Annotated in this window: 23 protein-coding genes and 2 tRNA genes; 13 read left to right on the top strand and 12 right to left on the bottom strand. The window is 57.4% G+C overall.

Annotation, left to right across the window (positions count from 1 at the left end; genetic code table 11):
- Positions 1-39: 39 nt before the first annotated feature.
- Entirely contained in the window at positions 40-1,191 is a 1,152-nt protein-coding gene (locus AC2FID_RS00980) for a polysaccharide biosynthesis/export family protein (protein ID WP_282118786.1), read from the top strand.
- Positions 1,191-3,188, top strand: a complete 1,998-nt coding sequence (locus tag AC2FID_RS00975; RefSeq protein ID WP_496834996.1) for a capsule polysaccharide biogenesis protein — start codon at positions 1,191-1,193, stop codon at positions 3,186-3,188. Before AC2FID_RS00980 ends, AC2FID_RS00975 begins: the two co-directional genes overlap by 1 nt.
- On the opposite strand, the gene ribD is transcribed toward AC2FID_RS00975, so the two are convergent.
- The 6 genes from ribD to AC2FID_RS00945 form a co-directional block, all read right to left on the bottom strand.
- On the bottom strand, positions 3,185-4,285 hold the full coding sequence (ribD, locus tag AC2FID_RS00970; protein WP_496834994.1) for a bifunctional diaminohydroxyphosphoribosylaminopyrimidine deaminase/5-amino-6-(5-phosphoribosylamino)uracil reductase RibD: 1,101 nt from the start codon (positions 4,283-4,285) through the stop codon (positions 3,185-3,187). The two genes, AC2FID_RS00975 and ribD, sit on opposite strands and share 4 nt — an antisense overlap.
- Entirely contained in the window at positions 4,282-4,752 is a 471-nt protein-coding gene (nrdR, locus tag AC2FID_RS00965; protein ID WP_058274803.1) for a transcriptional regulator NrdR, read from the bottom strand. Before nrdR ends, ribD begins: the two co-directional genes overlap by 4 nt.
- 121 nt (positions 4,753-4,873) lie before the next feature.
- Complete coding sequence (locus AC2FID_RS00960) at positions 4,874-5,287, bottom strand: secondary thiamine-phosphate synthase enzyme YjbQ (RefSeq protein WP_282150903.1); 414 nt, start codon at positions 5,285-5,287, stop codon at positions 4,874-4,876.
- Positions 5,288-5,305: 18 nt separating this feature from the next.
- Positions 5,306-5,707 (bottom strand): hypothetical protein, encoded by a 402-nt coding sequence (locus AC2FID_RS00955; RefSeq protein WP_496834992.1) that lies wholly within the window; start codon positions 5,705-5,707, stop codon positions 5,306-5,308.
- A 78-nt stretch (positions 5,708-5,785) separates the two neighbouring features.
- Positions 5,786-6,334 carry a DUF4166 domain-containing protein gene (locus tag AC2FID_RS00950; protein ID WP_496834990.1) on the bottom strand — a complete coding sequence of 183 codons (549 nt, stop codon included), beginning with the start codon at positions 6,332-6,334 and terminating at the stop codon, positions 5,786-5,788.
- Positions 6,335-6,769 carry a thiol-disulfide oxidoreductase DCC family protein gene (locus AC2FID_RS00945; protein ID WP_496834989.1) on the bottom strand — a complete coding sequence of 145 codons (435 nt, stop codon included), beginning with the start codon at positions 6,767-6,769 and terminating at the stop codon, positions 6,335-6,337. It abuts the gene before it with no gap.
- Between the two features lie 294 nt (positions 6,770-7,063).
- Here AC2FID_RS00945 and AC2FID_RS00940 point away from each other — a divergent pair, with 294 nt between their 5' ends.
- Entirely contained in the window at positions 7,064-8,071 is a 1,008-nt protein-coding gene (locus tag AC2FID_RS00940) for a helix-turn-helix domain-containing protein (RefSeq protein ID WP_496834987.1), read from the top strand.
- A 192-nt stretch (positions 8,072-8,263) separates the two neighbouring features.
- Here AC2FID_RS00940 and rpoD read toward each other — a convergent pair whose 3' ends face one another.
- The 4 genes from rpoD to AC2FID_RS00920 form a co-directional block, all read right to left on the bottom strand.
- Positions 8,264-10,252, bottom strand: a complete 1,989-nt coding sequence (gene rpoD / locus AC2FID_RS00935; RefSeq protein WP_058277324.1) for an RNA polymerase sigma factor RpoD — start codon at positions 10,250-10,252, stop codon at positions 8,264-8,266.
- Positions 10,253-10,366: 114 nt separating this feature from the next.
- On the bottom strand, positions 10,367-12,316 hold the full coding sequence (gene dnaG / locus AC2FID_RS00930; protein ID WP_496834985.1) for a DNA primase: 1,950 nt from the start codon (positions 12,314-12,316) through the stop codon (positions 10,367-10,369).
- A gap of 80 nt (positions 12,317-12,396) precedes the next feature.
- Entirely contained in the window at positions 12,397-12,693 is a 297-nt protein-coding gene (locus tag AC2FID_RS00925; protein ID WP_282168605.1) for a hypothetical protein, read from the bottom strand.
- A gap of 153 nt (positions 12,694-12,846) precedes the next feature.
- Positions 12,847-14,277 carry a Glu/Leu/Phe/Val family dehydrogenase gene (locus AC2FID_RS00920; RefSeq protein WP_282118794.1) on the bottom strand — a complete coding sequence of 477 codons (1,431 nt, stop codon included), beginning with the start codon at positions 14,275-14,277 and terminating at the stop codon, positions 12,847-12,849.
- A gap of 325 nt (positions 14,278-14,602) precedes the next feature.
- On the opposite strand from AC2FID_RS00920, the gene AC2FID_RS00915 reads away from it, so the two are divergent.
- The 3 genes from AC2FID_RS00915 to AC2FID_RS00905 are packed head-to-tail and all read left to right on the top strand — an operon-like array spanning position 14,603 to position 17,557.
- Complete coding sequence (locus AC2FID_RS00915; RefSeq protein ID WP_282168606.1) at positions 14,603-16,390, top strand: TadE/TadG family type IV pilus assembly protein; 1,788 nt, start codon at positions 14,603-14,605, stop codon at positions 16,388-16,390.
- Entirely contained in the window at positions 16,387-16,941 is a 555-nt protein-coding gene (locus tag AC2FID_RS00910) for a TadE/TadG family type IV pilus assembly protein (RefSeq protein WP_282118796.1), read from the top strand. The genes AC2FID_RS00915 and AC2FID_RS00910 overlap by 4 nt, the downstream gene beginning before the upstream one ends.
- 1 nt (position 16,942) lies before the next feature.
- Positions 16,943-17,557, top strand: coding sequence for a TadE/TadG family type IV pilus assembly protein (locus tag AC2FID_RS00905; protein ID WP_282118797.1), 615 nt, complete (start codon positions 16,943-16,945; stop codon positions 17,555-17,557).
- On the opposite strand, the gene AC2FID_RS00900 is transcribed toward AC2FID_RS00905, so the two are convergent.
- Complete coding sequence (locus tag AC2FID_RS00900) at positions 17,493-17,984, bottom strand: hypothetical protein (RefSeq protein WP_282168607.1); 492 nt, start codon at positions 17,982-17,984, stop codon at positions 17,493-17,495. The two genes, AC2FID_RS00905 and AC2FID_RS00900, sit on opposite strands and share 65 nt — an antisense overlap.
- 158 nt (positions 17,985-18,142) lie before the next feature.
- On the opposite strand from AC2FID_RS00900, the gene AC2FID_RS00895 reads away from it, so the two are divergent.
- Complete coding sequence (locus tag AC2FID_RS00895; RefSeq protein WP_496834981.1) at positions 18,143-19,054, top strand: pirin family protein; 912 nt, start codon at positions 18,143-18,145, stop codon at positions 19,052-19,054.
- Positions 19,055-19,068: 14 nt separating this feature from the next.
- Here AC2FID_RS00895 and AC2FID_RS00890 read toward each other — a convergent pair whose 3' ends face one another.
- Positions 19,069-19,656 (bottom strand): TetR/AcrR family transcriptional regulator, encoded by a 588-nt coding sequence (locus tag AC2FID_RS00890; protein ID WP_282118800.1) that lies wholly within the window; start codon positions 19,654-19,656, stop codon positions 19,069-19,071.
- Positions 19,657-19,755: 99 nt separating this feature from the next.
- Here AC2FID_RS00890 and AC2FID_RS00885 point away from each other — a divergent pair, with 99 nt between their 5' ends.
- The 6 genes from AC2FID_RS00885 (at position 19,756) to AC2FID_RS00860 (ending at position 24,577) form a co-directional block, all read left to right on the top strand.
- The gene (locus tag AC2FID_RS00885; protein ID WP_496834979.1) at positions 19,756-20,004 is read left to right on the top strand and encodes a hypothetical protein; all 249 of its coding nucleotides are present in this window, start codon (positions 19,756-19,758) and stop codon (positions 20,002-20,004) included.
- A gap of 127 nt (positions 20,005-20,131) precedes the next feature.
- Positions 20,132-21,418: a homoserine dehydrogenase gene (locus AC2FID_RS00880; protein WP_472723458.1), complete on the top strand. Its 1,287-nt coding sequence runs from the start codon at positions 20,132-20,134 to the stop codon at positions 21,416-21,418.
- A gap of 70 nt (positions 21,419-21,488) precedes the next feature.
- The gene (gene glpX, locus AC2FID_RS00875) at positions 21,489-22,472 is read left to right on the top strand and encodes a class II fructose-bisphosphatase (protein ID WP_058274789.1); all 984 of its coding nucleotides are present in this window, start codon (positions 21,489-21,491) and stop codon (positions 22,470-22,472) included.
- A gap of 90 nt (positions 22,473-22,562) precedes the next feature.
- On the top strand, positions 22,563-24,305 hold the full coding sequence (recJ, locus tag AC2FID_RS00870; protein WP_496834977.1) for a single-stranded-DNA-specific exonuclease RecJ: 1,743 nt from the start codon (positions 22,563-22,565) through the stop codon (positions 24,303-24,305).
- Between the two features lie 98 nt (positions 24,306-24,403).
- Positions 24,404-24,478 (top strand) — tRNA-Glu (locus tag AC2FID_RS00865).
- 24 nt (positions 24,479-24,502) lie between these two features.
- Positions 24,503-24,577: transfer RNA gene (locus AC2FID_RS00860), tRNA-Glu, on the top strand.
- The last annotated feature ends 1 nt before the right edge of the window (position 24,578 follow it).

Here is a 24,578-nt window from a genome sequence, read left to right as displayed (position 1 = left end):
AAGTTGACGCAAACAAAAGACGACTGAGGATAATCGGCAGTGCAGTGCTTTCCAATTCGCTGGGTGCGAGGGGCCGCCCTTGTGGCTGTATGTGGCGTGCTGGCCGCGTGCCAGCTCCCTAAATCTGGCCCCAACAAGTCCGAGATTTTGGCGGGTTCAGTTGAAAATGGTGGCAATGCCTTTGTCGTCGAGGTGGATGACAGGGTCGCACGAGCGACATCCAAAATCCCCCAATTCGGTTTCTCGTCTTCCTTCACCAGCGCGCAAAGCCTGACGGCGGATACCGTTCGCCCTGGAGACGTGTTGGGATTGACGATCTGGGAAAACGTCGATGACGGCCTGCTGTCAGGTGAAGTCGGATCCTCGACCACGCTGAGTGAAGTTCAGGTGGACGCCGACGGATTCATCTTCGTGCCATATGCCGGACGTGTGCGTGCGTCTGGAAACACACCCGAGCAGTTGCGTCAGGTGATCACTGCAAAACTACAGGATCAAACGCCAGACCCTCAGGTCGAGGTCCGCCGGTCCGCCGGGGATGGCGCAACTGTCGCGGTGTCTGGAAGCGTCGCGGCGCCGGGAATCTATCCAATCGAACTCCCGACCCGCACGTTGACCGGCATGCTGTCAGAGGCCGGAGGTGTATCAACTGGTGTAGGTGCATCAGGTGGTACTGACATTTCGCTCGTGACATTGATACGCGGAAACCAAAAAGGGACCATCTGGTACGATGACCTGTTCAGCAATTCCAAGCTGGATGTGGCCCTTCGCGGCGGCGACCGCATTCTGGTCGAAGCGGACAGCCGGTCGTACATTGCCCTTGGTGCAACTGGCGGCCAGTCGCGCGTGGCGTTTGACACGCAGGACCTTTCGGCGCTTGAGGCTTTGGCGCAAGTCGGCGGCCTGCTGTCGCTGTCTTCGGATCCAACGGGGATATTTATCCTGCGTGACGAACGCCAGGATATCGCACGCTCGGTGATGGGCCGTCCGGACCTGCAGGGCGATCAGCGTATGATTTACCTGCTGAACCTGACGGCACCAAACGGTCTGTTCATTGCACGGGATTTCGTCATTCGCGATGATGACACTATTTACGTGACCGAAGCACCATATGCGCAGTGGACCAAGTCTATTTCCTTGATCTCCGGTGGCCTTACACCCCTGGCCAATGTCGCCACGCTGACAGGCAACTGATGTCGCCTGAAACAACAGCCGGGTCTGAACGTACCCGGCTGCTTGTCTACAATGGTGGTTTCCTGACATCCCGCCGAATTCGCCGAATATTGTCCCTGTCCGGTTACGACATCCGGATTGGCCTGCCCAGAGACGGTGATGCCGTCGGAGTTTGGGGCAACAGCCCGACGGCCCATCGCGGCCTTTCTGTTGCGACTCGGCATAATGCCCCAGTGCTGCGCGTCGAAGACGCCTTTCTTCGGTCTTTGCATCCTGGCCGCAGCGGAGAGCCGCCTCTGGGCCTGTTGCTTGATCGATCCGGCTTACATTTCGATGCGGCTCAGGCGTCCGATCTGGAAACGCTGTTGGCCGCCGATCCCTTGGACGACACCGCTCTGCTGAACCGCGCACGGGGCGGGATTGAACGGATGCGCGACCTGCACCTTAGCAAATACTCGGCCTTTGATCTGACTGCTCCGCCTCCTGACCCCGGCTATGTACTGGTGGTGGATCAGGTCCGCGACGACGCGGCTGTGACGGCCAGCGCCGGGGATGAGGCCCGGTTTCGCGAAATGCTGGTGATGGCGCAAGAAGAGAACCCTGGCGCCACAGTTCTGATCAAGACCCATCCCGATACCATCGCCGGGCATCGTTCAGGCTATTTCTCCACCGCCGACCAAACCGATCGCGTCTCGGTCATCAACACACCGGTCAGTCCGTGGGCTTTGTTGGAAGGTGCGGTTGGCGTTTACACCCTGTCCTCACAGATGGGGTTCGAGGCGATTTTGGCCGGACATAAGCCGCGTGTTTTTGGCCAGCCCTTCTATGCAGGTTGGGGACTGACGCAGGATGAAGCACACTTGCCACGCCGCCAACGCAACCTGACGCGCGCGCAATTGTTCGCTGCAGCGATGATCCTCTATCCAACCTGGTACGATCCATACCGGGACCAGCTGTGCGAGATGGAAACCGTTCTGGACACGCTTGAGGCGAGAACCCGCGCCTGGCGTCAGGATCACAAGGGATGGACCGCCTCGGGTATGCGCCTGTGGAAACGCAAACACCTGCAACGGGTGTTTGGGCGCGAGAAAACGATCCGCTTCACCGACGATCAACCAGCGCAGTCAGATCGACCTCATATGGTCTGGGCAAGTAAAGCCAAGGGCACGGAAAGTGCCGTCCGGGTCGAGGATGGCTTTCTACGCTCGCGCGGGTTGGGCGCAAAACTTGTACCGCCCCTGTCATTGGCAACGGACAATCAGGGGATCTATTACGACCCGACGCATCCCAGCCAACTGGAAGGGTTTATTGCCGCCCGGGAAACTCTGCGGCCAGATCAGGAATTGCGTGCCGAAAGGCTGATCGCTCAAATCGTGTCCGCCCAAATCACCAAGTACAACACAGGGGTCGGCGCACCGGATTTGCCTGAGGGGCATCGCATACTCGTCCCCGGTCAGGTTGAAGACGATGCTTCAATCCAGTTGGGCACCAGCACTGTTCGCACAAATGCTGACCTGTTGCGCGCCGTGCGCGAGGCAAACCCAAACGCCATTCTGATCTACAAACCGCACCCCGACGTCGAAGCGGGCTTGCGCGATGGGGCAGTCGAGGACGCAGCCCTCGCCGATGTCATCGCCACCCATTGCGACCCGGCAGCTCTGCTGTCGCAGGTCCAGGAGGTCTGGACCATGACCTCATTGCTAGGGTTCGAGGCTTTGATGCGCGGTGTCAATGTGACCACCCTTGGCGCGCCTTTTTATGCGGGTTGGGGGCTGACGAACGATTTGGGAACCGTCCCAGTCCGCAGGGGCGCACGACCAACGGTTTTAGGTTTGGCTCACGCGGCGCTGATCGATTATCCCCGGTATATGGACCCTGTGACAGGTGAGCCCTGCCCCGTAGAAGTTGCGGTTGAACGGCTGTCACAAGGTGCGGCGCCCGTAGGCGGTCCACTGCTTCGAGTTCTGTCAAAACTACAAGGCGCATTCGCGACCCATGCACATATCTGGCGTCGTTAACGCAGCGCCCGCGCCCAACGGTGCAGGATGTCCGGCCCGATGACCTGGGTCTCGATCAACTCAAAACGCGGGGCATTATCCAACTTGTCCAGCCCCAGCGTGCCGATGGCTGACAACCCTTCGGCACCGATCGCAAGCCCAGCGGTGAACCCGACCAATTCATCGACCATATCCGCGGCAAGCAACGACGCGGCCAAAGCCGCCCCGCCTTCGCAGAACACGCGGGTCAGACCTGCTTTACCCAACTGCTGCAACAAGTCCGCTGCATCGATCTGGTGATCGTCCAGCGCGCAAGGCAGCAGTTGCGCCCCAAGCCCGTCCCACGCGCGGGCTCGCTCGGCATCCGGGGATGGGCCGTGACACAGCCATACGGGTATCTCAGCAGCCGTGCGCGCCAGCTGCCCCAACAAGGGAATGTCCAAATGGCGCGAGACCACAATTCTCACAGGCTGAGCGTCGACCCCTATATCCCGAACGGTCAAGGATGGGTCATCGGCGCGCGCGGTGCCCGCCCCTACCATCACCGCATCATGACGCGCACGCATGGCATGCACCGCACGCCGCGCTTTTGGGCCAGTGATCCATTGGCTATGCCCCGTGGCGGTGGCGATGCGCCCATCAAAACTGCTGGCCAGTTTCAGGGTTACGAAAGGACGCCCCTGTTCGGTTTTCAGGAAGAACCCCGCAAGATCCTGGGCTGCCTGTTCGGCCAGAACGCCGGTGGTCACTTCGATCCCCGCCTCGCGCAGCATGGCAAAGCCTTGTCCTGCAACACGCGGATCGCTGTCTTCGATGGCCGCGACAACACGGGCCACACCGGCAGCGATCAGGGCCTCGGCGCAAGGGGGTGTTTTGCCGTGATGGGCGCAGGGTTCAAGCGTGACATAGGCCGTGGCACCCCGTGCCGCGTCTCCGGCTTGTGCCAGCGCTTGCGGTTCGGCGTGTGGGCGACCACCCGGCTGGGTCCAGCCGCGTCCCACAATGCGCCCGTCACGCACGATCACGCAACCGACGGCTGGGTTTGGCCAGCACGTCCCTTGACCGCGCCGCCCCAAAGACAGGGCAAGCGCCATGTATCGCTTATCTGTTTCGCTCACTCGTCCGTCGAAGGCTGCGGCGGGCGCAGTTCGTGGACAAACTCCTCGAAGTCATCGGCCGCCTGGAAATTCTTGTATACGCTCGCAAAGCGAACATAGGCGACGGTGTCGATCCGCGCCAGAGCTTCCATGACGATCTCGCCAATTTTGCTGGACGGGATATCGGTCTCGCCCATGCTTTCCAGACGACGCACGATACCAGAAATCATCTGGTCAATACGTTCCGGATCAATCGGGCGTTTCTGCATCGAAATGCGGATCGAACGCTCCAACTTGTCCCGATCGAAATCTTCGCGTTTGCCGTTGGTTTTGATTACCACCAGATCACGCAACTGGACACGTTCGTAGGTCGTAAACCGCCCCCCACACGCGGGACAGAACCGACGCCGACGAATGGCCGCATGGTCCTCTGCCGGGCGTGAATCTTTGACTTGAGTATCGATATTTCCGCAAAACGGGCAGCGCATCCACCGTCTCCTCGTCCCTGGTTCCGCCTCTTTTTGTAAGCACTATGACTTACTTATCCACAACTATAGGGTAGCCGCTAGGATTTGGGTAGTCGGAAATTTCCACCGCAACATAAAGGGGTCAGGCGAAATGCGCCGCGACCTTTCGCACATGCGCTGCGGTGCGGTGTTCAAACAGGTAAATACCTTGCCATGTCCCCAGCATCGGTTGCCCAATGGACACGGGAATAGACAGCGATACAGGTAAAAGAGCCGCCTTGATATGGGCGGGCATGTCGTCGGGGCCCTCGTAAGTATGGCGCAGATAGGCCATCGCGGGGTCGTCGGACGGCGGCACCAATCTGTCAAAAAAGGCGCGCAGGTCCGATTGCACCTCAGGATCAGCGTTTTCCTGAATGGTCAGCGAACACGACGTATGCCGCACGAACAATGTCAGCAAACCATCGCCTGAGACCGAGTTAAGCCAGTTGCGCACGCCCCGGGTGATTTCGTACAACCCTGGTCCATTCGTCGAAATAATAAACTCGGTCTGCATATGGCGATCAATCCTCGATCAGTCGCGGAACGGGCGGATGTTGCAACGTCCGTTTGCCCCCTGAACCGACATGCTTTCGCCAGCCTTGAAACCGACTGAGACCGAACTGCTTTGCTGGGCAACGTTTGTAGGTTGCTGCAGCGAGAATTGAACAGCCGTGCGGCGGCCCGTTGCTTCGCTGGGACCATAGCCGCGCACCACATAAATACGTTGCTGCCAACCTGCACCCAAAGTCCGGCGCGCAAAGTCTGCAGCCGCGCACCAATACCCGTCCACGTCCTGACGGGCCCGCGGGATCACTTCGAACATATTGCTGTTGACGGCAACCGTCTGAAATCCGTTTCGCGCAGCCGAGGCCGACGATAGGGGCACAGACAGCAAGATCGCGGCAGAAACCGCCAATGTCATAACCTGTTTCATAATCATACTCTCATTCATTTCGAGGTAATTTCTCAAATAGTATACATTCTTACCGGGCAAAGCTGGTTCACAATCAATTCAGTCAACGCGGGTCCCCGCGTGATCGAACGTTAGCCAGCCCTGATACCGGATTAAAGCCCCAACAAGCGGCATCCGGGCCGACACGTCAAACCGGAACCGTCCTTCATCATCCTGCCATTCCTCGGTCTTTGATTGCGGCAGAAGCACCTTCGGGAAAGGAACTCGCAACAGGCTGAGGCGCATGATCTGGATCTCTAACCTCTCGGGTACAAATACCGGCTTTAACCATACGGAGACCTGCCCAAACTGCTCGCAGACGCATCCCTGGTCCTGGTCCAATGTCAGCCGCGATCGGGTGATGTGACCATCGAAATCGCGCGTCCATGTCCAAGCGTTTCCCTCTTGCTCGACCCTGAGACGCACCGGGATGTCGTCACCCCCGGACGGCATGCCGGCAAAGCGCAACGCGAGTTTGGCCAGCCACCCCTTGCCCGGCGTGACCGAGCATCGCCCGGAATAAAACCCGCCCGTGCTGTGCAAGGCCTGCAGTGCCTTGGGCAGGTTCGTGCCCACGGGCAAGGCTTGCATAAATGGATCAGGGTGCACTCAGAACCCCTCAGGCAGAAAGCGAGCTTGCAACGTTTTGCCTGGGATCATGCAGGTCGGCGAACGTCCGAAGACTGCATACCGATTTCTGGCGATTACGTAATACAGCGGGTCTTTGATGATGCGAGGAAAAAACCTGCAGACCGAAAGAACCCACCAAAACCCCGGCAACTTGCGCATCGCTGCTGCGAAAGCATCCAACCGTTGATGAACCACGCCATCGGTAACGACGAGATTGGTTTCAAAGTCCCGCGTCGGTAGTCCGAGGTGAGAATACAGCCTTTGCCCCAATGGCGACTGCGCGGTGGCAAATTTGAACCGCTGCGCCTTGTCCCGGGCGACCATGAAACGAAAAAACCCCGAACACAGAACGCATTCGCCGTCAAAGACAATGAAATCCTGACCATCTGCCGCATCGGTTGCCAGTGTGGTCATATCAGTTACGCCTGCTAACCCAATTTGAAGCACATTCGCATCACTGCACATTCCGGGCAATGCGACACTGGGCCATCTTTGCGAATTGATATGTGTCGGGGAGCCGCCGGTCATCTGCGCGACCAGTTTCCTGGGCTCTGACCTCATCCCCACAAGGCTTAACCCGACAGCACGCGGAAAATACGTATGACACCCAATGTAGTCTTGCGAAATTCTGCCATTGTTATTTGAATAGATGACAGCGGCCGGAACAAAGGCCGCGAAACGAAATACGCTGCTAACTCGGGTTTGAACATGGACGTCGATATTGCCCGCATTCAAGTGTTGTCCAAAACACTAGATCAAAGGGCAGAAGATCCTTCGATTGGTGATCGCGTGCTGGCCAAATCCGGTCTGAGCCGCAGCGACATTGCGCCACCTGCAACAGCCTATAGCGCGCACAAAGAGGCGTTGTTTGTCCGCTACGCCTGCGACGCGCTCAATGACATCACCTTTTCGGCCAGTGCTGGGCTTGGCTTCATGTCGTCCTCCAGCCTGACGGCGTATATCAGTAAATACTCGCGTGATCTGAAGCAGGTGATCGAAAACTCGTCGCGGTTTCACGGGATGATAGACCCGGCGTTATTCTTCAGTCTGCGCGTTTCCGGAAATTTTGCTTCAATCGAAGCCGACTGGAAGGATGCCAGTTTTGCCCGATATCACCGTCGTACCGAATTTTTGATTTTCGCGGCACTCGCCCGCATACGCTCGTTAACGCAGACAAGTTTTTTTCCTATCGAAATCCGCTTTCAGCACGAGGTCGGCGAAGCCGGAAAAGAGTTTCAGAAACTAGCGGGCTTTCCTGTGTCCTTTGGTGCAGAACGGTTGGAAATAATACTGACGCTGTCTTCATTGGATCTGCCGGTGCCGACATATGACCCCTCCCTGCGCGAGCATCTTCTGTCATATGGCGACAGGGTTCAGGCCGAAAGTGACCAGCCCGCGCAAAAACTCAGGGCGCAAGTCGAGGGGCTGATCACCCGGTCGATGCCCGGCGCGATCATTCAGGCGGACGACGCAGCCTCGAACCTTGGGATGAGCCCGCGCACGTTTGCCAGACGGCTGAACAATGAAGGCACAAGCTATCGTGAGATTGTCGAAGACTTGAGGTGCGATCTGGCGCAGACCTTTATCACCAACGGGATGCCCTTGTCGGAAATCGCCTATTCGCTGGGTTATGCGGATCAACCTGCGTTTTCTACGGCCTTCAAACGCTGGACCGGTCAGGCACCCAGCACGTTCCGCACTCGGTTGGGACCGTAACACGGAAAGGGTGGCCGGGGGTCGTCAGCGGCACAGCCTCGCCCCGGCCTGTCCCATGAGTGGACAAGGCAGAAATAGGGGCCACATCGCCGCATGACTTGTGAGTTCTCGCCAATTTGAGGTTTGAACCGGTCACCGTGATAACGCGTGAACGGATAAGAAAAAGGCGCCTCGATTGAGGCGCCTTTTTGATTACTGATCCAGGAAGGACCGCAATTTGCGCGATCGGCTGGGATGTTTGAGCTTGCGCAGCGCTTTCGCCTCGATCTGACGAATACGTTCGCGGGTCACGCTGAACTGTTGACCAACCTCTTCCAGAGTGTGGTCGGTATTCATACCGATGCCAAAACGCATCCGCAGAACACGTTCCTCACGCGGTGTGAGCGAGGCCAGAACCCGGGTGGTCGTTTCCTTGAGGTTTTCCTGAATGGCGCTGTCCAAAGGCAGCACAGCATTCTTATCCTCGATGAAATCGCCCAGTTGGCTGTCTTCCTCGTCGCCAATCGGCGTTTCAAGGCTGATCGGTTCCTTGGCGATCTTCATCACCTTGCGAACCTTCTCAAGCGGCATCTGCAGCTTTTCGGCCAGTTCTTCCGGAGTCGGCTCACGTCCGATTTCGTGAAGCATCTGACGACCGGTCCGGACCAGCTTGTTGATCGTTTCGATCATGTGAACCGGGATACGGATCGTACGGGCCTGATCCGCGATGGAACGCGTGATCGCCTGACGGATCCACCAGGTCGCATAGGTCGAGAACTTGTACCCGCGGCGGTATTCGAACTTGTCCACCGCCTTCATCAGGCCGATGTTGCCTTCCTGAATAAGATCAAGGAATTGCAGGCCACGGTTCGTGTACTTTTTGGCAATCGAGATCACCAGACGCAGGTTGGCTTCGACCATTTCCTTCTTGGCCTGACGCGCCTCTTTTTCACCCTTTTGAACTTGCTGCACGATGCGGCGGAATTCAGGGATGTCCAGGCCGACATACTGACCGACCTGAGCCATATCGTTGCGCAGTTCCTCGACCTTGGCGGTCGAGCGTTCGATGAACATCTGCCAACCCCGGCCCGGCTTTTCTGCCATCTCGGTCAGCCAGTTCGGGTCCAGTTCGCGTCCACGATAGGCGTCGATAAACTCACGACGATTGATGCGCGCCTGATCCGCCAGTTTCACCATCGAGCTGTCCAGAGACATGATGCGACGGTTAATGCCGTACAGCTGGTCGATCAGCGCTTCGATACGGTTGTTATGCAGATGCAGACCGTTCACCAATTCGACGATCTCAGATCGCAGCTGTTGATAGGTCGCCTCTTGTTTTTCCGAGAAGGTGTCGTCTTCGTTCAGAGTCGCCGAGATCCGGCTATCCTGCATTTCCGACAGCATCGAGAAGTCGGTCGAGATCCGTTCCAGTGTGGTCAGAACCTGATCTTTCAGCGCGGCTTCCATCGCGGCCAACGACATGTTGGCCTGCTCGTCGTCGTCATCATCGTCATCGTTATTCAGCGGGTTGCCATCGGCGTCCAGCTCGGGGCCGGTGTCCTTGGCGGGTTTTGCCGCCTGAACCGCAGACGTGTCGACAACCGGCTCTTCAACATCCCCGTCTTCGTCTAACTGGTTGCCAAACGTGGCCTCCAGATCAATGACGTCGCGCAACAGAATGTCTTCGGACAACAATTCGTCGTGCCAGATGGTGATCGCCTGGAAGGTCAGCGGGCTTTCGCACAGACCGGCAATCATGGTGTTGCGACCGGCTTCGATCCGTTTGGCGATGGCAATCTCGCCTTCGCGGCTCAGCAGTTCGACGCTGCCCATCTCGCGCAAATACATGCGGACCGGGTCATCTGTGCGATCCAGCTTTTCAGCACCAGCACCCGCCAGCGCAACCTCTCGGTTGCTTTCTGCAGCAACCAGTTCGGTCGAGCCTTTGTTCTCTTCTTCCTCGGCCTCTTCATCTTCGATGATGTTGATGCCCATCTCGGACAGCATCGACATAACGTCTTCGATCTGTTCCGAGCTGACCTGATCAGGCGGCAGAACCTGATTGAGCTGGTCGTAGGTGATGTAACCTTTCTCGCGGGCCTCGGCGATCATTTTCTTGACGTTGGCCTGGCTCATGTCCAGCGAGATTTCCTGTTCCTGCTCGTCGGATTTGCGGTCTTCGTTTGTATCCTTGGCGGCCATTCAATGCTCCTGCAGGGATGGGTGATTCGTTTGTACCGAATCATTAGCGCGTAGAAGTGATTCGGCCACCCGTTTACCCGTTTTTCTTTTCCAGTGCCTTACGAAAACACCACTTTAGCGACGTTTCCGTTCAAAATTGATGCCAGACATGATCGCCTGAAACGCGTCTTTCTCGTCGCGGTTGATTCGTGCGCCGTTATCGGCGATGTCAAAAACCGCCCTATCCTCGTTCTGACTGCGGCTTGTGCGGTTACGCTCTTCGGCGGCCTGGGCCAGCCGGTATGTCAGCGCTTCATCAGCCAGATCAGACAGTTCCTCTGCAGCTTCGGCAATCTCGGCATCCAATCCCCGGAGCGCTTTGATTTTCGCGAGTTCCTCGGCCAGAGTCATCTCGGCCTTTTCGACGTCGCCTGGTTTGAACACACAAGGGATTACTGCGACATGGCGAAGGGCCAGCAGGTTTTCAAGGATTTCGCCGCCCAAAGTTTCAAAAATGTGGTCTTTCAGATGCTCTGGATCGTCGATCGCATGCCGAAGGATGGCGGCGCGCAAAGCGGCATGATCGGGATCGTGGCACTCCATTTCTTCAAGCTGATGTTCGAATTGGACCACAACAGTGGGGTTCAGGATGGCGATTGCCAGAATCGCAGCCTCGCGCATCTGGATATCCGCGGTTTCTGAAGACGCCAGAAAAGATGAGCGCGCACCGGGGGTTGCTGGCTGTTTCGGAGGTTGCCACTTACCCCGTGGCTGCCATTGGCGATTTTGCGGCTGACGTTGCGGACGGAACAACTGCCAGCGCAGGTCTTTGATTGCCTGCTCGTAATGCGACCGGATCGACTTGTCACTGATTTGGCTGATCTTATCGTACAGCACCTTGTCCAGCGCCGCCCTGCGTTCCGGGCTGTCGAACACCTTGCCCTCTGTTTCACGCTGCCACAGCAGTTTGACCATCGGGATCGCGCCTTCAAGCACTGATTTCACAGCTGCCGGACCCTCAGCCCGCAGCAGATCATCGGGATCCTTGCCCTCGGGCATCAGGGCAAACCGCAGGGATTTACCAGCCTCCAGCAGCGGCAAGGCCAGATCAACCGCGCGCATCGCGGCACGCAAACCCGCCGTGTCACCGTCCAGCGCAATGATCGGTTCGTCCGAGACGCGCCACAGGAGCTGCAACTGGTGTTCGGTAATAGCCGTGCCCAGCGGCGCGACCGACGCTCCGAACCCGGCTTCGGCTAGGGCGATTACATCCATATACCCTTCGGCTACAATCAAGGGCTGCCCCTTGCCGGAGGCTTGTCGTGCCGGACCGTGGTTATAAAGACTGCGCCCCTTGTCGAACAATTCCGTTTCGGGCGAGTTCAGGTATTTCGCATTGTCATTGGGGTCCATTGCCCGACCGCCAAACGCGATGCACCGCCCGCGCGGATCGCGGATAGGGTACATGATCCGGTTGCGGAACGTATCATAAGGCTTTTTGCCCTTGTTCGAAGGTTTGGCCAGCCCTGCCCCAAGGATTAGGTCCTCGGTCACGTTCTTGCCGCGCAGGTGATCCCACAACCCTTGCCAGCCATCCGGCGCAAACCCAATCTCCCACCGGTCCAACGCCTGTGCATCCAATCCTCGACGGGTCAAGTAATCGCGCGCGGCGCCCCCTGCCCCGGTCTTGAGTTGCAAGCGGAAGAATTGCGCGGCCTGCTCCATGACGTCGGCCAGTTGCGACCGGCGGTCCTGTTTTTCCTGTGCCTTTGGATCGCGTGCAGGCATGGGCATGCCTGCCTCGCGCGCCAAAATTTCAACCGCTTCGATGAATGAGACATTCTCGGTCTCTTTCACAAAGCTGATCGCATCGCCTTTGGCATGGCACCCGAAGCAGTAGTAGAACCCCTTTTGGTCATCGACGTGGAAGGACGCGGTCTTTTCGTGGTGAAACGGGCATGGCGCCCACATGTCCCCCTTGCCCTGGTTGGACTTGCGCGGATCCCACATGACTTTACGCCCGACAACCTGTGACAGGCTCAGGCGGGTGCGTAGTTCATCCAGAAATCCGGGGGGCAGAGACATGGGTCAAACCTGACAGAAACAAGAACGCGCGCCAAGGGTATGACGCGCGTTTGTCCACAGGGAAATGATGGGGCTGTGGATTATTGCAGCAAACACAGCTCAAGCCACGCGGCACCCAGATCCTTTTTGCGTACATCGCGCATCTTTTGTTCGTAGACCCAAGGCGCGATCAACGGGATGGCAGCATTGTAATTTTCGGGCCATGTCGGGCTGGTTTCGGCAACTGCCTGGGGCACGTTGCGCTCTTTTACACGGTCCAGCCGTGCCTTCTGGATCGCCGCAACAACTTCAGCCTGGTATTGGCAGCTTTGCTCTTTGGTTTCTTCCGCAACTAATGGGGTGGCCAGCAAAGCGGCTGCAATGGCGATACGCAACATAGGGAACTCCGGTAATCGATTCTGTCGCTGCAGCTTACCTGTCGCAGGCACGGCCTGCCATTGCCGTTTTTGGCGTATCTACCGTGGTTAAGTCGGCCAGCCCATACCGTTGGGGCAGCCTGACAAAGCCAGGCTGCCCCTGATTTCAAAACATCACAGCCCTTTGGCGCGATAGCTTTTCGAGACGCGGTCAATGGCCACGATATAGGCTGCCGTCCGCAGATCCTCGACATCGTCGCGGCTGTGCCAGACTTCGCGCATGGATTGATAGGCAATGCGCATCGTGTCATCGAGGCCCGAGCGCACCAGTTCCAGCTCGTCCGCGCCGCGAAGGTACTTGGCCTTAAAGTCCGGAGACATCGACCAGGCATCGCCAAGATAACGATCCAGCCGCTGCAGCTCACTCACGATCAGCTCGTGCCGCGCCTCTTCCTGACGGCGCTGCATGCGACCGAAACGAATATGGCTGAGGTTCTTGACCCATTCGAAATAGGAAACGGTCACACCGCCCGCGTTTGCATACATGTCCGGAATGATCACCGTGCCCTTCTTACGCAGAATCTCATCCGCACCTGCAGTCACAGGACCATTCGCAGCCTCGATGATCAAAGGCGCCTTGATCCGGTCTGCGTTTGACAGGTTGATGACCGCTTCCAGAGCAGCCGGGATGAGGATATCGCATTCTTCTTCAAGAACTGCACCACCCTCGGCCGAGTGCGTCGCATCCGGATAGTCACTGACACCGCCATGCTTGACGATCCATTGCCGCACGGATTCCACGTCGATCCCGTCTGGATTATAAAGCGCGCCATCCCATTCGATGATGCCGACAATTCTGGATCCATCCTCTTCGCTCAGGAACTTCGCGGCGTGATAACCCACATTGCCCAGCCCCTGAACGATGACACGTTTTCCATCCAGCTTGCCGGTCAGCCCCGCCTTTTGCATGTCTTCCGGGTGGCGGAAGAATTCACGCAGGGCGTATTGGATGCCGCGACCTGTTGCTTCAACCCGGCCTGCGATACCGCCCGCGTTCAGCGGCTTTCCTGTAACACAGGCGCGTGCATTGATGTCCGTCGTGTTCATCCTGGCGTATTGATCCGCCATCCAGGCCATCTCACGCTCACCCGTTCCCATGTCGGGGGCTGGCACGTTTTGCGACGGGTTGATCAGATCGCGCTTCGCCAGCTCATAGGCAAAGCGGCGGGTGATCTGCTCCAACTCGTGCTCTTCGTATTTGCGGGGATCGATGCACAATCCCCCTTTTGATCCACCAAAGGGCGTTTCAACCAGAGCACATTTATAAGTCATCAGGGCGGCAAGCGCCTCGACCTCGTCCTGGTTCACAGCAAGGGCGTAACGAATACCGCCCTTTACAGGCTCCATATGCTCGGAATGAACCGAGCGGTAACCGGTGAACGTATGAATATCGCCGCGCAGTCGGACGCCGAACCGAACAGTGTAGGTGGCGTTGCAGACACGAATCTTTTCCTCCAACCCCGGCGGCAGGTCCATAAGGGACGCCGCCCTGTTAAACATCAAATCTACACTTTCGCGAAAGCTGGGTTCATTAATGGCCGTCATGTAATCCTCCGTGCCGACGAACGACGAGCGTTCTGACGTTTTGTCGCACCCATTGCCTAAACGATCAATAATTAAGCAACAATAAAACCCGAAATCGTCACGAAAGCTCTCGGACCGGGCTGAGTCGCGCACGGCGCTTAACTTTGGAAGAATTGTCGCCTGACCGAAAACAGAGGCAAAAAAGCCGTTCAATTATCTACGGTTCGCGCCCAAAGTTGCCATATCTTCGGCACTTCCGCCCAATTCACGCCACGATTCGCCGTTAGTTTTCAAACGTTAACTTTTCCTTAGCAGCGCCGGATGTCTGCTCAGCGAGGTCGGCCAGATGAAAATGCGCATATTTAAGTGCAACACCAAGAATTTTAAGAAAGCAGCTGCGTCTGCTGATCGTTTTTCCCGCGACGAGGATGGCGGGGTCTTTACGATCTTTGTTGCCGTCGGATTTATCCTCATCATGGCGACAGCCGGAATCGGTGTGGACATAATGAACTTTGAGCGTGACAGGGCCAGCCTCCAAGGTACGCTCGATCGTGCGGTTCTTGCTGCAGCGAACGTCAAACAAGAACTCCCACCGGTGGAAGTGGTTAAATCCTATATCGAGAAGTCTGAGGTCCGGGGCAAACTAACCGGAGAACCTGTGGTGGTCGATGATCCTCGCGGTGGATCAAGGAAGGTCACGGCCAACGCTGAAGTAGACGTTAAAACACACTTCCTGACGTTTTTTGGATACGGAACGCTTACAGCCGCGGTCACAAGTGTCGCGGAAGAGTCTATCGGCTCGATCGAAATCGCGATGGTTCTCGATATCTCCGGATCGATGAGCTGGGATTCCGCGACGGAAAACAAAACAAAAATGGAAGCTCTTAAGGACGCCGCTACACAGTTTGTGACGACGATGTATCAGAAAGAGAATCCGGACAAGATTTCGATCTCGATCATACCGTACAACAACCAAGTAAACGCCGGTGCAAATATCCTGGGCAACATGCCCGGTGTAACGACCGAGCACGACTATTCGCACTGCGTTGACTTTGTGGATAGCGATTTCAGAGAACACTGGATTGACCCGGACAAAAGTCTCAATCGTACGGCGCATTTCGACCGCAGAAACTATTATGACGATTACAATGACGAAAGACACCAAATCTCGCGCTCGGTTTGCACCACCCGTGCGGGCAGCGATATTACAGCAGTGACGAACGTTGTTTCCGAATTGCACGATCAGATCGCGGCGATGACTCCAGGCGGAAACACTTCGATTGATATCGGAGTGAAATGGGGGGCCGCGCTGCTGGACCCTCAATTTCAGCCTGTAATTAACAAGCTTTCCCGACAAAATGCCGATCCTGATTCTGTAGATCCGGATACGGGTCTGGATGTCACCACGGGCCTTGATCCTAAGAAGATTGTTCCGGCGGTGTTTGACAACCGTCCGATGAAGTATGAATCAGACGTCAAAAAAATCTTGATCGTCATGACCGACGGCGAGAACACTGAAAACTGGGTTTTGAACGAGGCATACCGCGATGGGCCTTCGGATGTTTGGTACAACCCAAATTATGAGCATGAGGTCAGAAGTTGTTGGTATAATAGGTATGGTCAACTCCGCTGTAGAACCGACAGGTACGGCGGCGAATATAGCGTCCGCACATCTGCCCCTGACGAGCCGCCTGCGTACTATTGGACCAGACAGGAGTTGGAGGGCCAGACCGAACCCTTTGGCGGTGAAGCGGCAGATCAATCAGTGCGCCTGACCTACCCGCAACTGTGGAATCGCGTCACTTTGGACTGGAACGCCGAGTACAACTACGCTTGGCAGTCCAACCACAATCAAACTTGGTATGACAACGCATTCACCGAGATTTACCGGACCAAGAAAGACACCCGGTTGAGCGATATCTGTACCCAAGTCAAGGGTAAGAATGTTGATGTCTATGGCATTGCATTTGAAGCGCCCGACGTAGGTGTTACTGCGATTAGAAATTGTTCCAGCGGCGCAGGGTTCTTTTACGAAGTCAAAGCGAGTGGCGGCCTGGGCGATGACCAACGTACGATTACAGAGGTCTTTGACTCAATTGCTACGGCAATCAAACGCCTGAGGTTGACGCAATGATCCGCAAAGCTCTGGGAAAAGTTCTTCGGTTCAAACGCACTGAGGACGGTGGCTTGACCATTGAGTTCGTCATTTGGTTCCCCGTCTACATGTTCTTCATTCTGGGCGTCATCGAATATTCGCTGGTCACAATTCAGCAGGCGATGCTGGATCGTTCCATGGACCTAGTTGTGCGTAACATTCGACTTGGGATCGGCTTGGAGGACACGCAGCACGATACGATCAAAGACGCGATCTGCAATGAAATGGTCATCATGCAAGATTGCTCCAAAAACCTGCAGTTGGAGATGATTGTTCAAGACCCATATGGGGGGGTGAACCTCCCTGTCGAAGCGGACTGTGCGGATAGGGCGGAAGAGGCCAAACCGGTCCGAGAGTTTTCAAGTGGCGGGGCGAATGCACTGATGATCTTGCGCGCTTGCGCGAGGGTCGATCCGCTTTTCCCGACGACGGCATTAGGACGGGGTGGAACAGACATGAGCCGGGCTTTGTCAGACGATGATGGCCTGATCACACTTACGTCAACGACAACCTTTGTTCAGGAGCCTTGATATGACGCGTCTTTATTCATGCCTCCGACGCGCTCTCGGGACTTTTGTGCGTCGCGAAAGTGGTAGCCTGACGGTGGAATCGGCTCTGTTAGCTCCGATGCTCGTATGGTCCGTAGTGATGACTTACGGGTATTTTGACGGATTTCGCGAAAGCACCGCCAACCTGAAAGCTGCGTTCACGGTCAGCGACTTGATCTCGCGAGAAGCTGAGAACGAAATTACCGACACCTACGCGAGCTCCATGTATGTGATATTCAATCGAATGGTGCGCGATAACACGCCGCTGAAGATGCGTTTGTCACTGGTCAGGTACAACGCCGAAGACGATCTTCATATTGTTGAGTGGTCGACACATTGCGGGTTTACGGGTACTTGGAACAATGGAAACGTCAAACCATTGGCTGACACCCTGCCAGCGATGGCGGACTTGGACACTTTGATCGTTGTGGAAACATCCAAAGACTATGATCCGCCGATTAACACTGATTGGTTGGCCAGTCCGCATAAGTTTGACAACGTGGTTTTCACGCGTCCACGATTTGTCCCGACAATTAAGGCAAACGTTTCTGATCGGTTCTGTCAGCAGGATGTAGTGGGTGTAGCACCTGGAGCATAAATTTGGTTTCGGCGGCTGTGGTCAGGCCGCCGATGCCAACACGGCGCCCCAATCGCCACCACAGTCCCGGTGCCCAGCTGTTTCCTGCGCTTTCCGTAGTCTTCAACAAAAATCCATTTGACGGCTTGAACGCAAACACCCCCTGATCGATCGACTCGATATCTTCGACACGCGCAATCACCTGCCCTGAACCGGTCCGCAATTCAGTCTCGGTCAGCTCGATCCAGTCACTGGTGGCTTGCCACATGCGATAGGCCAGCCAGAACGCCGCCACACCAACGACAAGTAAAAAGACCAGCCAGGCCGGTTCCGGTGGCGTGGTCAAAGCGACATAGATGACCAGCACACCCACGGTCGACAGCATCCCCACCCCTATCCAACGTCTGGATGATGAAGGTCGGACCGTGGCCAGAATTTCTTGTTGCATTGACGTCCCCTGCTCTGCTCGGTCCGGGTTTATCCGCTTTGTCTGCCGAAAAACAGAGGGAAGCCGACTATGGAATTGCGCACAGCACCCGTGTTTGCACGCAAATTGACGCATATCGCCAACAGCATACATGATCCTCACAAATTCAGGAGGCCATCATGTCCCTTAGACCAACATTGGAAACCCGCAAAGCCATGCCAACCATGGAAGGCGCAGGCGTCAAATTGCACCGGGCGTTTGGCTTTCAGGACCCGTCCGAGCTTGACCCGTTCCTGTTGTTCGACGACTTCCGCAATGATCACCCCAAGGATTATCAGGCAGGCTTCCCTTGGCATCCGCATCGCGGCATCGAAACCATAACTTATGTCCTGTCCGGCTCGGTCGAGCATTCGGATTCGCTGGGCAACACCGGCACTTTGGGCGCAGGCGACGTTCAGTGGATGACCGCTGGGTCCGGAATCCTGCATCAGGAAATGCCCAAGGGAAACGGTGCGGGCCAAATGCACGGTTTCCAGCTGTGGGGCAATCTGCCGTCAGATCAAAAGATGACAGCCCCCCGCTATCAGGATGTCCAAAGCAAAGAGATCCCCGAGGTCATTGATGATGACGGCACCACTGCGCGCGTTATTGTTGGTGAGTTCTGGGGCAAAACCGGCCCGGTAGACGGTATTGCCGCCGACCCGCAGTACTTGGATATTCAGGTTCCGGCCGGTGTGAGAAAGACCTTTCGCATCGACACCTGCCGGCGGGCGTTTGCCTATGTGTTCCAAGGACAGGCGGCCTTTGCCGATGCATCACAACCTACCGGCGTGCTTTTGGAAAAAGAAGTCGCGGGACAAGAGGTTAACATCCGTGATCTGTCCGGTGACCGCACTCTGGTTCGGTTTGGCACCGGTGATGAGGTCACGGTTCAAGCTGGTCCGGAAGGTGTCCGGTTTCTGTTGATCTCCGGCGCGCCCATTGATGAGCCTGTCGCATGGCATGGCCCAATTGTCATGAACACGCGTGCCGAACTGGAACTGGCGTTCAAAGAACTCCGCAATGGCACATTCATCCGCGCCGCGCACTGATTAGACAAAGTTGGTCAGGCGGTTACGGCGCGTCTGACCATATCCCAATAAACCTGCTCTACTTCGTCCAGCGACAAGCGTCCGCCTGCACGGTACCAGGTCATCACACCGTTCAGCATCGCGATCACGGCCAGGGTCGCGATTTTGGTATCGGCAACCGAGAAGAGCCCAGACTTCTGCCCATCCTGCAAGATGGCTTCAAGCGAATCCTCATAAGCCCGGCGCAGGCCTTCGATTTCCGAGAAGTTTTCGGGCGTGAGGTTGCGCAGCTCCATATAGGCGATAAAGACTTCATCCGGTCGCTCCATATGAAACCGAATGTGAAAGCCGACAAAGCGGCGTAGCGCAGTCTCGGCATCGGTGGGTTTTTCAAGTTCACCATAAGCGGCCAACAGATCCTGCATGTGATCCTGCATCAGGCGAAACAGCAGGCTTTGCTTGTCGGGCGTGTAGTTGTACAGCGCCCCCGCCTGCACACCCACGTCTTTTGCGATCTGGCGCATGGACACGGCTGCATAGCCATATCGGGCAAACAGCCCCAGCGCTGCTTTTCGAATGCGCGGGCCGGTGATATCGGAGTGTGAGCCTTGGGTACGTGCCATACTGCCACCGTATATGAACAAGCGTTCATATAGAACCCCGCTTGAACGACCGCCGCAAAAGGTGCATCACGGGGTCAGTCACCATTGAAAGGGTTCGGTATGAAGCCCCTGCCACTTTTGGTTCTGGTTTTAACTTGCGCAGCCTGCACGGACTTCCCGGAATTGGAAGGACGCGAACAGCCGAATGTGCGCTCGGCCGCGTACCCGAAGCTGGTCCCACTTCAGGACATTCTTGGCCCGCCCATAGATCCCGTGAACCAAGCGGCCGAGGTTGAAGAAGACCTGACCGCGCGCCGCGAAGCGCTGGCCAAAAGGGCCGAAGCGCTGCAGAACGCGCAAACCAACTGACCTTTCGCGTTTCAACCGACTGTTACCGCTGTCCCGGATTGCGCCTCGACGCCGAACCCGTTAAGGCACCTTTGAACGGGCAAACAGCCCGAAACCAAGGACATTCGAGCGGAAAGGAACCCACGGGATGACACAGGCGCTGCGGCTGGGAATTGCCGGCTTGGGAACAGTTGGCGTGGGTGTCGTGCGGATCGTGCGCCGCCATGCCGACCTGCTGCAGGCGCGTACAGGTCGCGCGATCGAAATCACCGCTGTTTCTGCGCGCGACGCAAACAAAGACCGCGGCGTGAACCTGTCGGAGTATGCATGGGAGACTGATCCCGTCTCATTGGCGCAGCGCGACGATGTCGATATTTTTGTCGAACTTATGGGCGGCGAAAACGGCCCCGCCAAAGCATCTGTCGAGGCCGCGTTGGCCGCTGGCAAGGATGTGGTGACCGCGAACAAGGCTTTGTTGGCCATTCACGGTCAGGAGCTGGCTGAAAAAGCGGAGGCCGCAGGCCGTGTGATCCGTTTTGAGGCCGCCGTTGCGGGCGGTATCCCCGTGATCAAATCCCTGACCGAGGGGCTGGCCGGGAACGAGATCACCCGCGTCATGGGCGTGATGAACGGCACCTGCAACTATATCCTGACGCGGATGCAATCGCAGGAGCTGGGGTATAACGCGCTGTTCGAGGAATGTGCCGAGCTGGGCTACCTCGAGGCTGACCCGAACCTGGACGTGGGCGGCATCGACGCGGCGCACAAGCTGGCGCTGTTGTCCTCAATCGCGTTTGGCACCAAACCGAATTTCGACGGCATCCAGATCGAAGGCATCCAGCACATCAGTCTGGATGACATTCATCAGGCAGCCGACATGGGCTATCGTATCAAGTTGCTGGGCGTCGCTCAGCGCTCGGCACGCGGTCTGGAACAACGGATGCAGCCGTGCCTTGTACCCAGCGGCTCGCCCCTGGGTCAGCTGGAAGGCGGCACCAACATGGTTGTGATCGAAGGCGACGCGGTCGATCAGGTTGTCCTGCGCGGCCCTGGCGCAGGCGAAGGTCCGACGGCAAGCGCCGTGATGGGCGACGTCTGCGATCTGGCGCGGGGATTGCAGATCCCAACTTTTGGCCGTCCCGCCACGACACTGGAAGAGGCAAAACCTGCCATAACCGGCCTGCCCGCCCCCTACTACCTGCGCCTTGCACTATTCGACAAACCGGGTGCTCTGGCGAAAGTGGCGGCTATTCTGGGTGATGCAGGTGTCTCAATCGATCGAATGCGCCAGTACGGGCACACCGAAGCCACCGCGCCGGTTCTGATTGTTACGCACAAGACCACGCGTGCCACGCTGGATGTCGCTTTGGAAGGCCTCCGGACGACCGATGTCGTGTCGGGAGAGCCCGTTGCACTGCGGATTGAAGAGGTTTGACCCTTGCGGCCTGCACAAAACGCAGGCTATGCCCGATGAAACGCCTTTATTGACCTGAGGATACGAAAAAATGAGCGCTGCCAAAATCGATTTCAACGACCGCCTTTTGTCTCTGGGCCTTGCGCGGGTCGCAGAACAGGCCGCTCTGGCCTCGGCCTCGCTGGTCGGACGCGGTGACGAAAAGGCTGCGGATCAGGCGGCTGTGAACGCGATGCGCGAACAGCTGAACCTTCTGGACATCGCAGGCGTCGTTGTAATCGGCGAAGGTGAACGCGACGAGGCACCGATGTTGTACATCGGCGAAGAAGTGGGCACCGGAAACGGCCCCGGCGTGGACATCGCGCTGGACCCGCTTGAGGGCACGACTCTGACCGCCAAGGACATGCCGAATGCGTTGACCGTGATCGCGATGGGCCCGCGCGGATCAATGCTGCACGCACCCGATGTTTATATGGACAAGCTGGCCATTGGTCCGGGCTTTCCGGAAGGCGTCGTGAACCTCGACATGAGCCCGCGCGAGCGTGTTGAAGCGCTGGCCAATGCCAAGGGCTGCAAGCCTGCCGACATCACCGTCTGCATTCTGGAGCGTCCCCGCCACGAAGCGATGATCGCTGAAGTGCGCGAAACCGGCGCCTCGATCCGCCTGATCACCGATGGTGACGTGGCCGGCGTCATGCACTGTGCCGAAAGCGAAGAGACCGGCATCGATATGTACATGGGGCAAGGCGGAGCACCCGAGGGCGTTCTGGCCGCTGCCGCGCTGAAATGCATGGGTGGGCAGATCTTTGGCCGCCTGCTGTTCCGCAACGACGACGAGCGTGGCCGCGCCGCCAAGGCGGGCATCACCGATCTGGACCGCGTTTATTCTCGCGATGAGATGGTAACCGCAGACGTGATCTTTGCCGCAACTGGCGTGACCGGTGGCTCTTTGCTGCCGCGGATCAAACGCCAGCCGGGCTGGGTTGAAACCACCACCCTGCTGATGCGTTCCAAAACCGGGTCGGTGCGCCGCATGTCCTACCGCACGCCAACCTGGCCGCACGACAACGCGTGATGGCTTGCACCTTTGCCTTTGACAGAGGTTTCGATAGATACAATGAGGCCGGATCCGAGAGGGTCCGGCCTTAGCATATGAGAGGCAGGCATGAGCTTTTTAGGGGTTGAGCAGTCACTGACCGGGCGGCGTTGGATCGGACCGGAGGCCGAGGTCGAACGGGCCACGGAAATGCTGGTGCAACAGTCCGGGCTGCCACGTGCGGTTTGTCAGGTTCTGGCGCGGCGCGGCGTGCCCCCCGTGGAAGCCGAAAGCTTTCTTGAACCAAAGCTGAAGGAATTGCTGCCTGATCCCCGGTCCATGAAAGATATGGAGACCGCCGCAACGCGGTTTTTGGAAGCTGTCCGAAACAAGCAGCGGATCGCGGTTTTTGCCGATTACGACGTCGATGGGGGCAGTTCGGCGGCTTTGTTGCTTGTCTGGATGCGTCAGATGGGGCTGCAAGCCACGCTGTATGTGCCAGATCGAATTGATGAGGGTTATGGGCCGAACGTGCCTGCAATGCAGGAACTGGCGGCTGCGCATGACCTAATCATCTGCGTGGATTGCGGAACGCTTAGCCATGAACCTATCGCGGCGGCAAAAGGCGCGGATGTCATTGTGCTGGACCACCACCTTGGTGGTGAAACGCTGCCCGATTGCGTGGCGGTCGTGAACCCAAACCGGCAGGATGAGAGCGGTGATTTGGGGTATTTCTGCGCTGCCGGCGTGGTGTTCCTGATGCTGGTTGAGGCCGGGCGGCAACTGCGTGAGGCTGAGGTTAAGGGTCCCGACCTGATCGGGCTGCTGGATCTTGTGGCATTGGCAACCGTTGCAGACGTGGCCCCGCTGATCGACGCGAACCGGGCGCTGGTGCGGCAAGGCCTTAAGGTCATGGCACAGCGGCAGCGGCCCGGTTTAGTGGCGCTGTCGGATGTGGCGCGCATGGATTCAGCCCCTACCAGCTATCACCTGGGTTTTCTTCTGGGTCCGCGCGTCAATGCGGGCGGGCGGATCGGTCAGGCCGATCTGGGCGCGCGACTGCTGAGCACGGACTCGATGACCGAAGCTGAAGCGCTGTCTCAAAGGTTGGATGAGTTGAACACCGAGCGTCGTGATATCGAAAACGCAGTACGTGCGGCAGCACTGGAACAGGCCGAGAAACGCGGATTGGAAGCTCCTCTGGTTTGGGCGGCGGGCGAAGGGTGGCATCCCGGCGTTGTCGGCATCGTGGCATCCCGCCTCAAGGAAAACGCCAACAGACCCGCCATTGTCATCGGCTTTGATGGTGATGAAGGCAAGGGTTCAGGACGGTCGGTTTCTGGCGTTGATCTGGGGGCATCAATCCAACGATTGGCGGCTGAGGGACTTTTGGTCAAAGGCGGCGGGCACAAGATGGCCGCAGGGCTGACCGTTATGCGGGATCAGTTGGAACCGGCCATGGAACGCCTCAGCGAGTTGTTGGCCAAGCAAGGCGCGGGCAAAGGCGGTCCTGCAGACATGAAGCTAGACGGAGCGCTTATGCCGGGCGCAGCTTCGGTCGATCTGATCGAACAGATAGAAAAAGCCGGTCCTTTCGGGGCCAGCGCCCCTGCCCCACGCTATGCGTTGCCGGACCTGCAGGTGCGCTTTGCCAAGCGCGTCGGCGACTCCCATCTGAAACTGTCGCTGTCCGACGGGGTTGGTGGTGGCCTTGATGCCATTGCCTTTGGAGCTTTTGACGGACCGATGGGGGAAAAGCTGTCCAACCATGGCGGCGCGCGCTTTCATTTCGCCGGACGGCTTGAGGTGAACACATGGGGTGGACGGCAAAGCGTTCAGCTGAGACTGGAGGACGTGGCAGAGGCAAACTGAGCCCATATCCAGCCTTGCCAAAAAAGTTTCGCATCCCTGCATTTTTCGGCTTGCGGGGGTCAGAGGTAAACCGTAAAAGGCCCTCCACAAGCCAGCGTGGCCCGTTCGTCTATCGGTTAGGACGCCAGGTTTTCAACCTGGAAAGAGGGGTTCGATTCCCCTACGGGCTACCACTTGTGCTAATGCCACTACCAGATGGCCCGTTCGTCTATCGGTTAGGACGCCAGGTTTTCAACCTGGAAAGAGGGGTTCGATTCCCCTACGGGCTACCAT

The sequence above is a fragment of the Ruegeria sp. CDSC068 genome (genome assembly GCF_059610545.1).
This window is presented reverse-complemented; position numbering and strand designations above follow the sequence as displayed.

What these genes read in the sequence shown, in the direction of transcription:
- AC2FID_RS00975 (WP_496834996.1), top strand. Translation starts at nt 1,191, where the DNA reads ATGTCGCCTGAAACAACAGCCGGGTCTGAACGTACCCGGCTGCTTGTC.
- nrdR (WP_058274803.1), bottom strand. Translation starts at nt 4,752, where the DNA reads ATGCGCTGCCCGTTTTGCGGAAATATCGATACTCAAGTCAAAGATTCA.
- AC2FID_RS00960 (WP_282150903.1), bottom strand. Translation starts at nt 5,287, where the DNA reads ATGCAGACCGAGTTTATTATTTCGACGAATGGACCAGGGTTGTACGAA.
- AC2FID_RS00955 (WP_496834992.1), bottom strand. Translation starts at nt 5,707, where the DNA reads ATGAAACAGGTTATGACATTGGCGGTTTCTGCCGCGATCTTGCTGTCT.
- AC2FID_RS00945 (WP_496834989.1), bottom strand. Translation starts at nt 6,769, where the DNA reads ATGACCACACTGGCAACCGATGCGGCAGATGGTCAGGATTTCATTGTC.
- AC2FID_RS00940 (WP_496834987.1), top strand. Translation starts at nt 7,064, where the DNA reads ATGGACGTCGATATTGCCCGCATTCAAGTGTTGTCCAAAACACTAGAT.
- rpoD (WP_058277324.1), bottom strand. Translation starts at nt 10,252, where the DNA reads ATGGCCGCCAAGGATACAAACGAAGACCGCAAATCCGACGAGCAGGAA.
- dnaG (WP_496834985.1), bottom strand. Translation starts at nt 12,316, where the DNA reads ATGTCTCTGCCCCCCGGATTTCTGGATGAACTACGCACCCGCCTGAGC.
- AC2FID_RS00925 (WP_282168605.1), bottom strand. Translation starts at nt 12,693, where the DNA reads ATGTTGCGTATCGCCATTGCAGCCGCTTTGCTGGCCACCCCATTAGTT.
- AC2FID_RS00920 (WP_282118794.1), bottom strand. Translation starts at nt 14,277, where the DNA reads ATGACGGCCATTAATGAACCCAGCTTTCGCGAAAGTGTAGATTTGATG.
- AC2FID_RS00915 (WP_282168606.1), top strand. Translation starts at nt 14,603, where the DNA reads ATGAAAATGCGCATATTTAAGTGCAACACCAAGAATTTTAAGAAAGCA.
- AC2FID_RS00910 (WP_282118796.1), top strand. Translation starts at nt 16,387, where the DNA reads ATGATCCGCAAAGCTCTGGGAAAAGTTCTTCGGTTCAAACGCACTGAG.
- AC2FID_RS00905 (WP_282118797.1), top strand. Translation starts at nt 16,943, where the DNA reads ATGACGCGTCTTTATTCATGCCTCCGACGCGCTCTCGGGACTTTTGTG.
- AC2FID_RS00900 (WP_282168607.1), bottom strand. Translation starts at nt 17,984, where the DNA reads ATGCAACAAGAAATTCTGGCCACGGTCCGACCTTCATCATCCAGACGT.
- AC2FID_RS00895 (WP_496834981.1), top strand. Translation starts at nt 18,143, where the DNA reads ATGTCCCTTAGACCAACATTGGAAACCCGCAAAGCCATGCCAACCATG.
- AC2FID_RS00890 (WP_282118800.1), bottom strand. Translation starts at nt 19,656, where the DNA reads ATGGCACGTACCCAAGGCTCACACTCCGATATCACCGGCCCGCGCATT.
- AC2FID_RS00885 (WP_496834979.1), top strand. Translation starts at nt 19,756, where the DNA reads ATGAAGCCCCTGCCACTTTTGGTTCTGGTTTTAACTTGCGCAGCCTGC.
- AC2FID_RS00880 (WP_472723458.1), top strand. Translation starts at nt 20,132, where the DNA reads ATGACACAGGCGCTGCGGCTGGGAATTGCCGGCTTGGGAACAGTTGGC.
- glpX (WP_058274789.1), top strand. Translation starts at nt 21,489, where the DNA reads ATGAGCGCTGCCAAAATCGATTTCAACGACCGCCTTTTGTCTCTGGGC.
- recJ (WP_496834977.1), top strand. Translation starts at nt 22,563, where the DNA reads ATGAGCTTTTTAGGGGTTGAGCAGTCACTGACCGGGCGGCGTTGGATC.